We start from the raw sequence: 14198 nt of genomic DNA on the forward strand, positions 1-14198 counted from the left end.
AGGTCAAGCCCGCAGGTCTTGTCAGGTGCCGCGGATGGTGAAGGGCCTGGTGGTGCCGGCGACCTTGTCGAAGCAGGTTGGGAGGTAGACGCGGTACGGGGTGTTGCCCTTGTACGACGGTTGCGCGTTGAGGGTGAACCGGCCGCTCACCCGGACCGCGCTGGAGCTGACCGCGCGCCACGCGGAAGCGCCGTACAGGCGTTGAAGGATGACCTGGCAGTTGGCTCCTTCGACGACCGAGCCGTTCACCGGGACGATGGTGCCGACCGGGGCGGTGGTCTTCGACGGGGCCGCGGTGATGTCGGCCGGTCGTTTGACGGGGGTCTCGAGGTAGGCGATCTTGGTCGGTTTGCCGGGGATCTCAAGGCAGCTGGTGTAGTCGCCGTACCGGTTTGCAGGGAAGGCTCGGGTGAAGTTGCCGCTGGTATCGCTCAGGACGGTCTCGCCGGGGCTGTTCTCGAGGCATCGTTGCTCGAAACCGAACAGCAGCTTGAGCCGGGTCCCGTACGGCTTGCCGGTCTGCGAGTCGAGGACGGTGTACCGGACCGTCCAGGGCTTGTCGTACGGCACCACCTTCGGCGTCAGCAGCGATATGACCTTGGGGATGTGTACGCCGCTCACGGTCAGCTTGGGCAGGTTCGCGACCGGCACTGGGGCGCTAGCTGGTTCGCCGGCGACGAACTCGTATCCGTCGACCATGGTCGCCTGGAGGGTTCCGTTGGCCGTGGACGGCACGTTGACGGTGCCCTTCCACACGCCAGGTGTGCCGTCACCTTCGACCAGTGGCAGCGGCATCGATGAGATCTCAGTCAGCGGTCCGATGCCACTGATCCGCTTGAACTGGACGAAGAGGTCCTTGGTGAAGGAGAGCTCGGTGTAGGACCCCTCGACTGTCACAGTGACCGGCACGGTGTTGAGCGAGGAGACCGCGACGCTGCTCCGGCTCAGAGTGACGGACACGGGCGGGTCCGCGGCATGCGCGGCCGGTGCACCGCTCAGTGTCAGGCCAGCCGTGAGCAGTGCAACGAGAGTTCGCATGGAACTCAGTGTGCTGATTCGGCGGTCGACCGCGCTACCGCCATGCCGTGGAAATGCACGATCAGGCGCGAGGGGTAGACCAGATAAATCCCTGAAACGTCACCAGAAATGCAGGCAGGATCATCGGATGAGCAACCTGCATTCCGCCTTCTCCGACCCAGGCCTGTACGGCGCGTTGCTGCGTGAGCTGTCCGGCATGGAGGAGATCTGTACGGCGGTCAATAACCTCGTCCTCCACTATCGCGCCGAGGACCATCTACTGCGCGAGGATCGTCGTGACGAGATCAACTCGCGGTGGATCGCCACCATTCTGGAGCTTGACCAGACACGGCATCCTCGCCCGCTGCTGGATCCGCGACCGCCTGGCGACCGGGTCGCCGGATGCTGTCGAGACCATGCCCTGCTGGCGGTTGCAGCCCTTCGTGAGCAGGGGATTCCGGCGCGGACGCGGGTCGGCTTCAACTTCGCTCCGGACTTCCGCGGTGATCACGTCGTCGCCGAGTGGTGGAACGGTACGCGCTGGCAGCGGTTCGATCCTGAGCTCCAACCGGGGACGCGGCCGTTCGACGTCCGCGACATGGAGACCGGTGAGGGAGCGCCGTTCGAGACGGCCGCAGAGGTTTGGACGGGGTATCGCGCCGGCCGACTCGATGCTGCCTTGTACGGCGTTGCTCCCGGCTCGGAGTTGTCCGGCCCGGGCTTCATCCGGATGTACGTGATCATGGAGGCCCTGCACCGGATCGGCCATGAAGCGTTGCTATGGGACGAAGTCGGGGCGGGGATCACAGACGCCGATGCCGACGAGATCGCTCGGCTGCTGTTGGCCGCGGACGCCGGTGACCTGGCGGCCGACGAGCGCCTGGAACGGGATCCGCGGCTGCGATACGGACCGACGGTCACCCAGCATTCGCCGTACGGGAATCCGCCGGTGACGATCGAGCTGTGGCAGCTTTAGGCGGCGGATGCGTTGATCGAGCGCATTCCCGGATCCGTTGGCGGCCGTGCGAATTCTGCTTTCGCTGGTGGCCGGCTCGGATGAGCGCAGCGGGGAATTGCTGCAGCGCGAGCCGCGGGGAAATGATGCGGTCGAGGTGGCGGTGGCAGATCTCGCGGCTGGGGTTGCTCTGGCCGACGCCACGGATGAGCAGGGCGAACGCGCGTACCGCGAGATCGCCGTACCTTCGCCGACGCCTACCTGACCGCCCGAGCTACTGGGTGATCCGCGGACCGGCATGGCCGGCCAGGCATTGCCAGCGTTGCGCCTCGCGAACCCAGGTCTGCGTCATCGGCATCCGGAAGACCTCGTCGTTCACGCGATCGGTCACGACACAACGCAGTACGGCGGTATCGCCGACGACCGTGACCTCGATGTCGGTCAACGTCTGAGCGGACCAGCGGAGTGAACCACTCGTGTTGCGCGCGATGTACTCGTCCCGCGCGAAGGTTGCGCCGAGGTGAGACGTCCAGGCGAACTGCGGGTGCAGCCACAACGCCAAAGCCTCCGCGTCTCCGGCGGCCAGCGCAGCGGCTCGGGCTTCGGCCGCGGCGATCACTTCTTGAGTCATTCGTAGGTGACCAGTTCTGGGCGAGGGCGGATGGCGAGGACCTGGGGTGGGGTCATGAGGGGGCCGTGGCGGGTGTCTTCGTCGTAGAAGAGTTTGAAGCCGGTGTGGATGCCTTTGGGAAGGCCGGTGATCAGGCGGTTGTACGTATCGAGTTTGTCGGTACGGGCGCCGATGCCGTCCACGGACTTCACGGTGACGATGCCTGGATGGGTCCGGAGGGCGGCCTCGTTGCGCACGATCGGTTTGCTGAGCTGGTGGAAGACGAACAGTTTCTCCGGCAGGTGGTTCGTGGTGACCAGCGTGGAGAGGTAGGCGGCGATGCTGTTCAGTTCGGCGCCGGAGGTTCGGCCGAAGACGCGACCGGGCACCTGGTCGGGGCCGACCTCCCACTCCGGGTCCAGCGCGAGCCCGACGTCAGGCTGCCTCAGCCACGGATCGAGCCGGCGGATCTCGGTGAGCGGTTTCGCCTGACCGGGCTGGACGCCGAGTACCAGCAACATCTTGTGCTTGCGCGCGACGGCGAGGTAGCGGTCGACCTGCTGGGCGGCGATGCGGGACCGGTACTTGCCGTCCCGACCGGCTGAGCCCTGCGCCATGACGACGATCAGCTCCATGACGGGCAGCGCACGACGATCTTTCGAGTACGACGTTGCCGTCTGCTCGAGGCGTTGAGCGCGCTCGTCGAGATCGGCGTTGAGCGGACCGAGCGCGGGTGAGCCGGGGGCGCCGACGAAGGCGACCAGTTGGTGGTCGGGGAAGATCTGGCGACCACCGCGCGGCAATTGCAGCTCAGCCTTCGGGGTCGGCTTCTGATGGCTTGTGACGGCGGCCTTCGAGGGGAGCGCGGCTGGCGGGGCAGCCGGGGCGTCAGTGCAGCCGGCGAGCACCAGCAGACACGCCAGGGCCAGCACAGAACGGCGGGACTTCCGCATACCAGTCAGGCCTCACCATGAGTCTCGGGCTACAGAGTGTAGGCAATAGTCCGCAGAACGTGATCAGGCCTCGCGTCCCTTGTGGTCGGCGCGGCCGGAGGTGACTATTGGAGTCGGCCGCGCGTGCTGGTAGATGCAACACGCGCGGCCTGGTGATCATCACCCTCGCGAGGCTTCAGGACCACGTAAGCCCCCGGTGCCCCCAAGCCCAACTTCCACTCGCTTTCGCGTCCGCCTCTTCCGGACAAGCCCGTCGCGGCGACGCCTCACCTTGAGCACCGATCAACCACGTGACGCCCGCCGAAACGGTCGAACCGTGCTCAAGGTCGGACGGTCGACCCACCTTGGGCACCGGTCAACCACTTTCGGGGCGGGCAAATGGCTGTGCGGTGCTCAAGGTCGGACGGTCGACCCACCTTGGGCACCGGTCAACCACTTTCGGGGCGGGCAAATGACTGGGCGGTGCTCAAGGTCGGTTGGCCGGCTCACTTTGGGCACCGGTCAACCACGTGATGCTCGCCGAAGTGGTTGAGCCGTGCTCAAGGTCGGGTGGGTCGGCTCACTTTGGGCACCGGTCGACCACGTGATGCTCGCCGAAGTGGTTGAGCCGTGCTCAAGGTCGGAGGGGCGGTCTGCGGGCAACTGCCGGGGTGTGGACAGGAAATGGGGGGCGTGAACACGGGATAACTTGTTCAAGGTCCCCGCTGGGGGTGCGCACCTCCGGTGGGAAGGCGCGAGCCGCCCACACATGCGACGCGAGAGTCCTCTCGACAAGTCGGAGGTTGGCGGCGATCTCCCAGCTGCACAACATCGGCGGTACCGGCGGCTTCACGATCTGGCCGCCGCGCTGCTCCATCACGCGCCGGCCACTCCGGGGCGGGCGTCCGCTTTTCTGTACCCCACCACGACTAAAACGTCGTACCGGTGTCTGAAACGGTGTTTTAGTGAAGGAGTAGTTGCTGCTAGTCGGAGAGTAGGGCGGACAGTTGGGGGGAGTAGGCGCGGTGCAGGACGAGGGCTGCGCCGCCGACGGCGGCGGCGTCGGCGCCTAGGGGTGAGAGGACTACCTCGACCTCACGGATGGTTCTGGACATCACTCGGTTGGCGACTGCGCGGGCGGCGGCGTCGGTGTAGCGCTGGCCGAGTTCGCGGATGCTGGGGCCGCCGAGGATGACGAGATCGACGTCGGTGACGTTGACGACGTTGACGACCGCGGTCGCGACGTAGTCGGCGGCTTGGGCCAGCACGCTGGCGGCCAGTGGGTCGCCGGCTGACGCGGCAGCGTCGATCGCCTGCAGGTTGACCGACTCAGGGACCGCGCGGAACCGTCGGTCCAGTGAGCTCGCGCTGCCTGCCGTCAGTCTGCGGTGGGTTTCGGAGACGATGGCGGCCGGGCGGGCAACGGTCTCCAGGCAGCCCCGGTTGCCGCAGGAGCAGGGAAGCCCGTCCTGGACGACGGACATGTGGCCGAACTCAGCGGCGTTGCCGGAGCCGCCGCGGTAGACCTGCTGGTTGAGGATCAGGCCACCGCCGATGCCGGTACCGAAGAAGAAGTAGGCGAAGTTCGCGACCCCGCGCCCGGATCCGGCCCAGCGCTCGCCGACCGCGGCGGCCGACGCGTCGTTGTCCAGCGTCACCGGCAGGCCGGTGGCCTCGCTCAGCAGCCGGGTGATCGGGACCCGGCCCCAGTGCGAGAGCTGGGCCGGGGAGACCACGATGCCCTCTTTCTGGTCGAGCGGCCCAGGGCTCGCCAGGCCGAGGCCGAGGATGAGGTCGGGGGAGACCTCGGCGGCCCGGAGGACGTCCTCGACCAGGCTCGCCATCGACGCGATGACGTCGGTCGGGTCTGCGGCTGGCGGAATCTGCATACGCTGAGTGACCAGCGGCTGACCGAGCAGATCGACGACGACGCAGGTGAGCTCGGCCGGATCGAAGTGCAGGCCGATGGCCCGGCCCGCGTCGGCGTTGATCCGCAGAATGGTCCGGGGTTTGCCCGAGCTGTACTCCCGGCTGGCGCCGTCCTCGCGGACGATGCCGTCGTCGATCAGCCGCCGGACGATCCCGGAAACCGCTTGCGGGGTAAGGCCGGTGTGCTGCGCGATCTCCTGCCGGGTGACGCCGTCGGCACGCTGGATCCGCTCCAGTACCACGGCCTGGTTGTAGCGCCCGACTTTGGGGAGATTCGTGCCTGCTTGACGCACCCGTTGACCCTCCAGATCACTGATCGACGCCAGTCTCCCTCAGACCGTTGACTAAGTAAATCAATTGGATTTACAGTCCAGCTCACAGGCAGTGATCGACAGGACTTGCGGGGATCAGTGATGCCAATGCCAGACCGGGAAGCTCCGGTTCTGCTCGAAATGCGCTCAATCACCAAGACCTTTCCTGGTGTGAAGGCTCTCGCCGACGTCAACCTGGTGGTGCACGAGGGCGAGATCCATGCGATTTGCGGGGAGAACGGCGCCGGGAAATCGACGCTGATGAAGGTGCTCAGCGGCGTGTATCCGTACGGTGACTACAGCGGTGAGATCCGTTACCGAGGTGCCGAGGCGCGCTTCGCCGACATCCGCGCCAGCGAGCACGCGGGCATCGTGATCATCCACCAGGAGCTCGCGCTGATCCCTGGGATGTCGATCACCGAGAACATCTTCCTCGGCAACGAGCCGCGCACAGGTCTGGCCATCGACTGGAAGACCGCGCAGCGCCGGGCGCTGGAACTGATGAAGCTGGTGGGCCTCAAGGAGGACCCCGACACGCTCATCAAGGACATCGGCGTCGGCAAGCAGCAGCTGATCGAGATCGCCAAGGCGTTCGCGAAGGACGTCAAGCTGCTGATCCTCGACGAGCCGACCGCCGCGCTCAACGAGTCCGACTCCCAGCAGTTGCTCGATCTGCTGCGCGAGTTCAAGACCCAGGGCATCACCTCGATCATCATTTCGCACAAGCTGAACGAGATCGAGGCGGTCGCCGACTCGATCACGATCCTGCGCGACGGCAAGACGATCGAGACTCTCGACGTCAAGGCCGACGGCGTGAACGAGGACCGGATCGTGCGCGGCATGGTCGGCCGCGACATGAGCAGCCGCTTCCCCGACTACACGCCGAACATCGGCGAGGTCTTCTTCGAGGTCCGCGACTGGACCGTGCGGCACCCGATCGCGACCGACCGGCTGGTGACCAAGCACGCCAACTTCTCCGTACGGCGAGGTGAGGTGGTCGGGTTCGCCGGCCTGATGGGCGCCGGGCGGACCGAGCTCGCGATGAGCCTGTTCGGCCGCTCCTACGGCACCTGGCTGGGCGGCCAGGTCTTCAAGGACGGCCGCGAGATCCAGCTGCGGACGGTGTCGGAGGCCATCGAGAACGGCCTGGCCTACGTCAGCGAGGACCGCAAGGCGATCGGTCTCAACCTCCTCGACGACATCAAGACCTCGATCGTGGCGGCCAAGCCGGCCAAGGTCGCGCATCACGGGGTCATCGACGAGGTGGCCGAGCACCAGGCCGCCGAGGAGTACCGCCAGGAGCTCCGGATCAAGACGCCGTCGGTCGACGAGGGCGTCGCCAAGCTGTCCGGCGGCAATCAGCAGAAGGTCGTGCTGGCCAAGTGGATGTTCAGCGACCCGGACCTGCTGATCCTCGACGAGCCGACCCGCGGGATCGACGTCGGCGCCAAGTTCGAGATCTACGGGATCATTCACAAACTCGCCGAACAGGGCAAGGGCGTCGTGGTGATCTCCTCGGAACTGCCGGAGCTGATCGGCCTGTGCGACCGGATCTACACCGTGTTCGAGGGCACAATCACCGGTGAGGTCGTGCGCGCGGACGCCGACCCCGAACGCCTGATGAAGCAGATGACCACTACGAAGAAGATGCCGGTGTGATGAGCGGATTCCAAGACCTCAAGAAGAACCTCTTCGGAGGAACGACCACTGTCGGCCGCCAGTTCGGCATGATCTTCACCCTGGTGGCGATCGTCCTGCTGTTCGAGGTGCTGACCGACGGCCTCACGCTGACGTCGGGCAACCTGATCGCGGTCGTCAGCCAGTACTCCTACATCCTGATCCTCGCGATCGGGATGCTGATGGTGATCGTTGCCGGACACATCGACCTGTCGGTCGGGTCGGTGGCCGCGTTCACCGGGATCGTGGTCGCCAAGTCGATCGCGCACTTCGGTATCCCGTGGCCGCTCGGGATCGTGCTGGGCCTGGTGGTCGGCGCGCTCATCGGTGCCTGGCAAGGCTTCTGGGTCGCCTACATCGGCGTACCGGCGTTCATCGTGACCCTGGCCGGCATGCTGCTGTTCCGCGGTGGCAACCAGTTCATCGGCAACGCTGACACGGTTCCGGTTCCCGAGGGCTTCCGCACCATCGGCGCGGGCTATCTGCCCGAGGTCGGGCCCAGCACTGGTTACAACAACCTGACGCTGCTGCTCGGCCTGATCGGGTGTCTCGCGGTGGCCTGGCGTGAGTGGCGCTCCCGCCGTACTCGGCAGGAGATGGGCGCCGAGCCCGCTCCGGTATGGATCTCCGGTGTCCGGCTCGTCGTGATGGTGGGCGTCATCGTCTTCGCCACGCTGCGGTTCGCCGGTGGCCGGGTCGGCACCAGCCTGCCGGTCTCGGGCATCATCCTGATCGGTCTGGTGCTGGTCTACTCGTTCTACACCCGCAACACCGTCTCCGGCCGGCGGATCTACGCGGTTGGCGGCAACGCCCGCGCCGCCGAGCTGTCCGGTGTGAAGCTGCAGCGGGTCAACTTCTTCGTGATGACCAACATGGGCATCCTCGCCGCCCTGGCCGGCATGATCTTCGTCGCGCGGTCCGCGGCCTCCGGCCCGCAGGACGGCCTGAGCTGGGAGCTCGACGCGATCGCCGCCGTCTTCATCGGTGGCGCGGCGGTCTCGGGTGGTCTGGGCACGGTCAGCGGCTCGATCGTCGGTGGTCTGGTGATGGCGCTGCTCAACAACGGCCTGCAGCTCATGGGCGTCGGCGTCGACCTGGTCCAGATGATCAAGGGCCTGGTACTGCTGCTCGCCGTCGCGATCGATGTCTACAACAAGAGTCAGGGACGGTTCTCGATCGTCGACTCGCTCACCCGCCCGTTCCGGCGTGAGGCGGCGCCCGTTGCGGCTGCGCCCACCGACGTACAGCGACCGACCGACAAGACGCCCGCAGCCCGCTGAGTTATCCAAACGCCCGCGAAAGCGGACACTCCCGCCGACCAGGTGCGGCGGGAGCCCACGAAAGGTATCCACGATGTACAAGCTCCTCACCAAGGCGGTCGCGGTCGGTGCCGTCGCCGTACTCGCGCTCAGCGCCTGTGGCAACAACCGCGAAGGCGAAGACACCGGCGCCGCGCCGGCCAAGGGCTTCGCGGCCGACTCCCTGATCGGCGTCGCACTGCCGTCGAAGACCTCGGAGAACTGGGTCCTGGCCGGTGACCTGTTCACCAACGGACTCAAGGACGCGGGCTTCAAGTCCGACGTCCAGTACGCCGGTGCGTCGACGACCGTCGCCGACCAGCAGGGCCAGATCTCGACCATGGTCACCAAGGGCGCGAAGGTCATCGTGATCGGCGCGACCGACGCGGCGCAGCTGTCGACCCAGGTGAAGCAGGCCAAGGAGGCCGGCGTCACGGTCATCGCCTATGACCGGCTGATCACCAACACCCCGGACCTCGACTACTACATCGCGTTCGACAACTTCAAGGTCGGCCAGCTGCAGGGCCAGGCCCTGCTCGACGGCATGAAGGCCAAGAAGCCGAACGGCCCGTGGACCATCGAGCTGTTCTCCGGCTCGCCGGACGACAACAACTCCGCGGTCTTCTTCAACGGTGCGATGGATGTCCTGAAGCCGCTGATCGACAAGGGCGAGGTTGTCGTCGGCTCCGGCCAGAAGGACATCAAGCAGACCGCCATCCAGGGCTGGAAGGCCGAAGGCGCCCAGCAGCGGATGGACTCGCTGCTGACCTCGACCTACACCAGCGGCAAGACCCTCGACGGTGTCCTGTCCCCGAACGACACCCTGGCCCGCGCCATCCTGACCTCGGTCAAGGGCGCCGGCAAGCCGACCCCGATCGTCACCGGTCAGGACTCCGAGGTCGAGTCGGTCAAGTCGATCATGGCCGGCCAGCAGTACTCCACCATCAACAAGGACACCCGCAAGCTGGTGACCGAGACCATCAACATGGTCAAGGCCCTGCAGACCGGCGGTACCCCGCAGGTCAACGACACCAAGACCTACAACAACGGTGTCAAGGTTGTCCCGTCCTTCCTGCTGCCCCCGGTCATCGTGACCAAGGCGAACGCAGCCGAGGCCTACGCGAACGACCCGAAGCTCGCGCCCCTCACCAAGTAACACCGGTGCGGCGCCGCTGAGGCGCCCGTGCTGATCTCGTGGCCGTCGCAACACCTCGATCCGAGGGTTGCGGCGGCCACGTCCGCGTTCACCCCGAGGTGCCGCGGCTGCGGGCGCGGTGGGCTCGGAGGTTGGCGGGGTTGCCGCACATGGTGAGGGAGTGCCAGACGCGGGAGTTGGGCCTCGAGCGGTCGTAGAAGGCGGCTCCGCAGGCTGGGTTGCGGCAGGTCTTGAGGCGGCGCCAGGTGTCGAGCAGTTGCGCTTCGAAGATGCCGGCGAGTGTCTTCGCGATGATCGGCTGGGCACCGTCGCCGGGGGTTTCCAGGACGACGGCCGGGCCGAGCGTCAAGGTGACTTCGCTGGTCCAGTCGCGCGTTGGCTCACCGGACTGCGACACCAATGCCTGAAGGTCCGTGCGGAACGCGCGCAGCAGGTCGAGATCGGCCTCGGTCAGGGCGGTCGTGGCCCACTGCTCGGCGGCCGTGAGGTCGCCGAGCAGGTCTTCGTGCCTCCCGATGCCGATGGTGTTGATCAGCTCCTGAGCCGGATGCAAGGGGTCCGGTGCGGCGTCGAGGGCGTAGCGACTGCTGGAGTTCATTGGGCGAACAACGCCAGAGCGCCGTACCAGAGTGGGCTGGGGTTGCGGCGGTCCGGGTGCCGCTCGATCATCCGGTCGTAGAAGTTCTGGGCGGTCGGGGCCTCGGCGCGGAACTTGATCACGTCCTGAAGATACTGCCTGGTCGTTTCCAGGACGGCCGGATCGTCCGGCAGGTCGACGTTCTTGTGGCCTGCGACAACTGCTTTCGGTTTGAGGGCGGCGACCCGGTCGAGGGCGTCGACCCAGGCCTCGAATCCACCGTCCGCGCCTTCGGCGATGTACTGGTGAATGCCGTTGTAGGCAACGTCTCCGGCGATGACCAGCCCGATCGACGGTACGTGCAGGACTGTCGTCTGATCGGTGTCGGTATGCCCGGTCTCGATCGCCTGCAACAGCTCGCCTTCCAGCGTGATCCCTTCGGCGGGGAGCGGCTCGGCGAGCACCGGGGTCGCTGGGATCTGGCCGGGGAAGATCACATCCCAGAGACGTTCGCGGCCGATCGTGGCCTGCTGGTGCATGATCTCGATCGTGCCGGGGGTGGCGTAGACCTTGGCGCCGGGGAATCGCTTGACCAGCTCACCCGCTCCGAACCAGTGGTCGCCGTGGCCGTGGGTCGCGTAGATCGCGATCAGTTCCTTGCCGGACCGCTCGACCCAGTCGCCGACCTGCTGGATCTGCTCGGTGAGGAACGGTGGATCCACCAGCACCGCTTCGCGCTCGCCGTACACCAAGGTGGTGGAGATCGGGTTCCAGTACAGCCGGTCGCCGTTCGGCATCCGTTGCTCACCGGCGCGGAGTGCGCTCGGGCTGACGTGGACTTCGTAGGACAGGCTCATCACAGGCTCCTCTGATGGGACGATGAAAGAAGTATAAGCACTTTACCTCTTTCAATGCCAGGATCAGATCGGTGATGCAACCAACTTCGGGCCCGGAGGCGTGTCTAACCCGGAATCAAGGATGGGAGAACCGATGAGTGATCAGGACGCCGGGTTCGCGGCGTACTTCGCGGCACGTTCGGACGCCATGCGCGGTACGGCGTACCTGCTCTGTGGCGACTGGCATCGCGCGGAGGACCTGGTCCAGCTGACGTTCACGAAGCTCTATCTGGCGTGGCGGCGGATCCAGCGGCACGAGGCCATGGACAGCTACACCAGGCAGACGCTCATCCGGACCTTCCTGTCCGAGCGACGGCGAGGGTGGTTCCGGCATGAATCGGTCGGGTCGCCGTCGACCGAGCCTGCGGCGCCGCCGGGCGGCCTCCCCGACGAGCGACTGATGTTGCTGGCGGCACTGGCGAAGGTGGCGCCGCGGCAACGCGCCGTACTGGTCCTGCGGTACTGGGAGGACCAGTCAGTCGAGCAGACGGCTGAATTGCTCGATTGCTCGACAGGAACTGTCAAGAGCCAGGCCGCGCGGGGGCTGGCGACGCTGCGCGGCCTACTGGAAGAGGAGAAGGTTCGATGAACGAAGAAGACTTCAACGAGGCCCTGCACGACGTGATGACGCGCAGCAGCCCGCCGCCGTCGATGGATCCCGCGCGTGCTCTCGAGCAGGGTCGCCGGGCGCGCAAGCGCCGTCGTACGGTGTGGGCCGGCGCAGCCCTTGTCACGTTGGTGGTTGGGGCTGGGGTTGGTCCGGCGCTGGTCGCGAACTACGCCGTGGGCCAGTCGGGGGGTGAGCCGCCGGTGAGCGGCCCCGGTGCGACCTCCACGCTGGTGCCGACGACCCGGAAGTCTGGTGACCCGTGGCCCGACGGCCAAGTTGACCGTACGGCGAGCGCGGGTCCGCACGCTGATCAGGCCGTCACGTTGATGGACGACCTGAGCTCATCGGTGCCGGCAGGGTTCACGACGCCGAACCTGACGTACCCGGACGGTCGTGCGATGCGGTGGCCGCAGGGGCAGTACGCCTCCAGTGACGGGGAGCAGGACTACTGGGAGTACCAGGCAACGATCCCGGTGCAAAAGGACAACCTGGTCGGTCAGTTGTTCGTGCAGTCGACTACCCCTGACGGGAAGGCGGCGACGAGCCCCTGCAAACTGGCACAGCGGTTCTGGGGTGGGACCGGTACGTGCAGCATCGTGGACGTCGCCGGCAAGAAGGTCGGCGTACTGACCACCAAGGGGAAGGGCAGCTACGACCAGTGGGCCGCCTACCGCCACGACGACGGCACCGTCGTCTACCTCGCCCAGGCCAAGCAGAGCGGCGACGAGAAGCGTCCCCCACTGAAGCAGCCCGTCTTCACCGCCCAGCAGCTCGCCGAGCTGGTCACCTCCCCGAAGTTCAAAATCAGCACCTGAGATCTCGCAACGTCCGAAGACCCGCAGCACGTGGTCGGCGTGTTTTCGGACGTTGAGATCTGGGCGGGGCGCGGGGTGCGCTGCTGAGGCTCTATCGTTGGGCGGCATGAGCTACCCGCAGCAGCCGCCGCAGTTCCAGCCGCAACAGCCGCAGCAGTACCAGCCCCAGCCCCAGCAGCAGGCTCCGATGGGGATGCTGCAGCTGACCATCCAGGGCAGCATCATGACGAGCAGCATGATCCCGCCGAAGGTGAAGCTGAACGGCTACCCGGTGAAGGTGAAGTACGGCCGCAACGACATCCCCGTCTTCGCCGGACCGCTGCACATCGACGTCCACTGCGAGTGGATGCGCGACTTCGGCAAGGCCGCGCTCGACTTCACCGTGCAGCCCAACCAGGCCGTGCCGGTGTTCTACGCGTCGCCGTACCACCAGTTCGCCTCCACCGGCAGCATCGGCCACACCAAGGTGAAGCGAAAGGGTCTCGGCTTCCTCCTCGGCCTGCTGGGCGTCATCCTCGCCGCCAGCGTTTTCGTCGTACTGCTCGCCGCCCTCACCTGACCGCTCAGCCGTCATATTCGAGGGTCAGGACGCCGGTGCCCGAGTGCGTTCGGCCTGGCGGCATTTCACGGGATATCCGCTGAACGTGCTGGTTCTCCCCTCAAAATTCGGCCAGAGAACCAGCAAGATGAGGGGATATCCGGTCAAATTGCCGGGGCGTTGAGGGGCGGGCGCCGAGGAGCGGTACGGCGGGTCTGTGGCTGGGGTCGGTGGCTACGGACAGAGTTGGGTGATGGATTTTATGGAGTTGCGGTCTGCGGTGGTGATGGGGAGGGACCATTTGCGGGCGACTTGGAGGTAGCGGAGGGCGTAGGTGCAGCGGTAGGTGCGGTTGAGGGGGAGCCACTCGCCGGGGCCGGAGTCGCCTTTTGAGGCGTTGGCTGAGCCGCCTACGGCGATGAGGTTGAGGGCCTCGTCGTTGGCGAAGTCGACACGGCGTTGTTTTGGCCAGGTGGCGGCGCCCATGTCCCAGGCTCGCGAGAGTGGGTAGATGTGGTCGATCTGGATCGCGGAGGCGGTTGCCTTGCGGAACTCGAGGCGCTTGCCGGTGTAGGGGTCGACGAGGAGGGTGCCGGCGATCACGACGCAGCGCGACTTGCCGCGGTACTTCGACGCCTGCAGTTGCGCTGCGAGGATGTCGTTGCGGGTGTCGCAGCCGTTGTGACCGCCGAGCCCCGAGTGGTCGTCCGACCAGGCCGGGCCGAACTGATCGCGTCGATACCCGGCCACCTCGGGGCGCACTCCCAATACCCGCACCTGCTTCAGTGCCACCGTAATCGCCTTCCCCGTCCCCGGCGAAGCGCTCGATGAAACCACCGGTGGCGTTGGCTTCGATGGACTGGCCGACGAGCCCGGA

The 14198-nt window shown here is 66.4% G+C and carries 15 protein-coding genes; 8 read left to right on the plus strand and 7 right to left on the minus strand.

Translation table 11 applies throughout. The annotated features are described in order from the left end of the window. Positions 1-21: 21 nt before the first annotated feature. A complete protein-coding gene (locus tag ACFVWG_RS12600) occupies positions 22-1038 on the minus strand; it encodes a hypothetical protein (protein WP_391543348.1) in 1017 nt (338 codons plus the stop codon). A 127-nt stretch (positions 1039-1165) separates the two neighbouring features. Between ACFVWG_RS12600 and ACFVWG_RS12605 the strand changes: the two genes are divergently transcribed. Both ACFVWG_RS12605 and ACFVWG_RS12610 read left to right on the plus strand, forming a co-directional pair. Continuing rightward, positions 1166-1993, plus strand: coding sequence for a transglutaminase-like domain-containing protein (locus ACFVWG_RS12605; protein WP_391543349.1), 828 nt, complete (start codon positions 1166-1168; stop codon positions 1991-1993). A 46-nt stretch (positions 1994-2039) separates the two neighbouring features. Beyond that, the gene (locus ACFVWG_RS12610) at positions 2040-2237 is read left to right on the plus strand and encodes a hypothetical protein (RefSeq protein ID WP_391543350.1); all 198 of its coding nucleotides are present in this window, start codon (positions 2040-2042) and stop codon (positions 2235-2237) included. Positions 2238-2246: 9 nt separating this feature from the next. Here the strand turns inward: ACFVWG_RS12610 and ACFVWG_RS12615 are convergent, their stop codons facing one another. The 3 genes from ACFVWG_RS12615 to ACFVWG_RS12625 all read right to left on the minus strand — a co-directional run bounded on the left by ACFVWG_RS12615 (position 2247) and on the right by ACFVWG_RS12625 (position 5736). Then, positions 2247-2603, minus strand: a complete 357-nt coding sequence (locus tag ACFVWG_RS12615) for a nuclear transport factor 2 family protein (protein ID WP_391543351.1) — start codon at positions 2601-2603, stop codon at positions 2247-2249. Further along, positions 2600-3535, minus strand: coding sequence for a hypothetical protein (locus tag ACFVWG_RS12620; RefSeq protein WP_391543352.1), 936 nt, complete (start codon positions 3533-3535; stop codon positions 2600-2602). The genes ACFVWG_RS12615 and ACFVWG_RS12620 overlap by 4 nt, the downstream gene beginning before the upstream one ends. A 962-nt stretch (positions 3536-4497) precedes the next feature. Continuing rightward, a complete protein-coding gene (locus ACFVWG_RS12625) occupies positions 4498-5736 on the minus strand; it encodes an ROK family transcriptional regulator (RefSeq protein ID WP_391543353.1) in 1239 nt (412 codons plus the stop codon). 120 nt (positions 5737-5856) lie between these two features. Between ACFVWG_RS12625 and mmsA the strand changes: the two genes are divergently transcribed. The 3 genes from mmsA (at position 5857) to ACFVWG_RS12640 (ending at position 9885) form a co-directional block, all read left to right on the plus strand. Continuing rightward, positions 5857-7413 carry a multiple monosaccharide ABC transporter ATP-binding protein gene (gene mmsA, locus ACFVWG_RS12630; protein WP_391543354.1) on the plus strand — a complete coding sequence of 519 codons (1557 nt, stop codon included), beginning with the start codon at positions 5857-5859 and terminating at the stop codon, positions 7411-7413. Then, positions 7413-8711, plus strand: coding sequence for a multiple monosaccharide ABC transporter permease (gene mmsB, locus ACFVWG_RS12635; protein WP_391543355.1), 1299 nt, complete (start codon positions 7413-7415; stop codon positions 8709-8711). Before mmsA ends, mmsB begins: the two co-directional genes overlap by 1 nt. A gap of 73 nt (positions 8712-8784) precedes the next feature. Further along, positions 8785-9885, plus strand: a complete 1101-nt coding sequence (locus ACFVWG_RS12640; RefSeq protein WP_391543356.1) for a substrate-binding domain-containing protein — start codon at positions 8785-8787, stop codon at positions 9883-9885. Positions 9886-9973: 88 nt separating this feature from the next. Here ACFVWG_RS12640 and ACFVWG_RS12645 read toward each other — a convergent pair whose 3' ends face one another. Together ACFVWG_RS12645 and ACFVWG_RS12650 are read right to left on the minus strand one after the other, a co-directional pair. Next, positions 9974-10483: a CGNR zinc finger domain-containing protein gene (locus ACFVWG_RS12645; RefSeq protein ID WP_391543357.1), complete on the minus strand. Its 510-nt coding sequence runs from the start codon at positions 10481-10483 to the stop codon at positions 9974-9976. Beyond that, entirely contained in the window at positions 10480-11319 is an 840-nt protein-coding gene (locus tag ACFVWG_RS12650; protein WP_391543358.1) for an MBL fold metallo-hydrolase, read from the minus strand. The genes ACFVWG_RS12645 and ACFVWG_RS12650 overlap by 4 nt, the downstream gene beginning before the upstream one ends. Before the next feature lie 133 nt (positions 11320-11452). Between ACFVWG_RS12650 and ACFVWG_RS12655 the strand changes: the two genes are divergently transcribed. The 3 genes from ACFVWG_RS12655 to ACFVWG_RS12665 all read left to right on the plus strand — a co-directional run bounded on the left by ACFVWG_RS12655 (position 11453) and on the right by ACFVWG_RS12665 (position 13342). Beyond that, the gene (locus ACFVWG_RS12655; protein ID WP_391543359.1) at positions 11453-11947 is read left to right on the plus strand and encodes a SigE family RNA polymerase sigma factor; all 495 of its coding nucleotides are present in this window, start codon (positions 11453-11455) and stop codon (positions 11945-11947) included. Further along, positions 11944-12783: a hypothetical protein gene (locus ACFVWG_RS12660; protein WP_391543360.1), complete on the plus strand. Its 840-nt coding sequence runs from the start codon at positions 11944-11946 to the stop codon at positions 12781-12783. Before ACFVWG_RS12655 ends, ACFVWG_RS12660 begins: the two co-directional genes overlap by 4 nt. 106 nt (positions 12784-12889) lie before the next feature. Next, positions 12890-13342: a hypothetical protein gene (locus ACFVWG_RS12665; RefSeq protein WP_391543361.1), complete on the plus strand. Its 453-nt coding sequence runs from the start codon at positions 12890-12892 to the stop codon at positions 13340-13342. 213 nt (positions 13343-13555) lie between these two features. On the opposite strand, the gene ACFVWG_RS12670 is transcribed toward ACFVWG_RS12665, so the two are convergent. Further along, the gene (locus tag ACFVWG_RS12670) at positions 13556-14113 is read right to left on the minus strand and encodes an HNH endonuclease family protein (protein ID WP_391543362.1); all 558 of its coding nucleotides are present in this window, start codon (positions 14111-14113) and stop codon (positions 13556-13558) included. Between the last annotated feature and the right edge of the window lie 85 nt (positions 14114-14198).

The organism is Kribbella sp. NPDC058245, from assembly GCF_042882005.1.
Taxonomy (GTDB): domain Bacteria; phylum Actinomycetota; class Actinomycetes; order Propionibacteriales; family Kribbellaceae; genus Kribbella.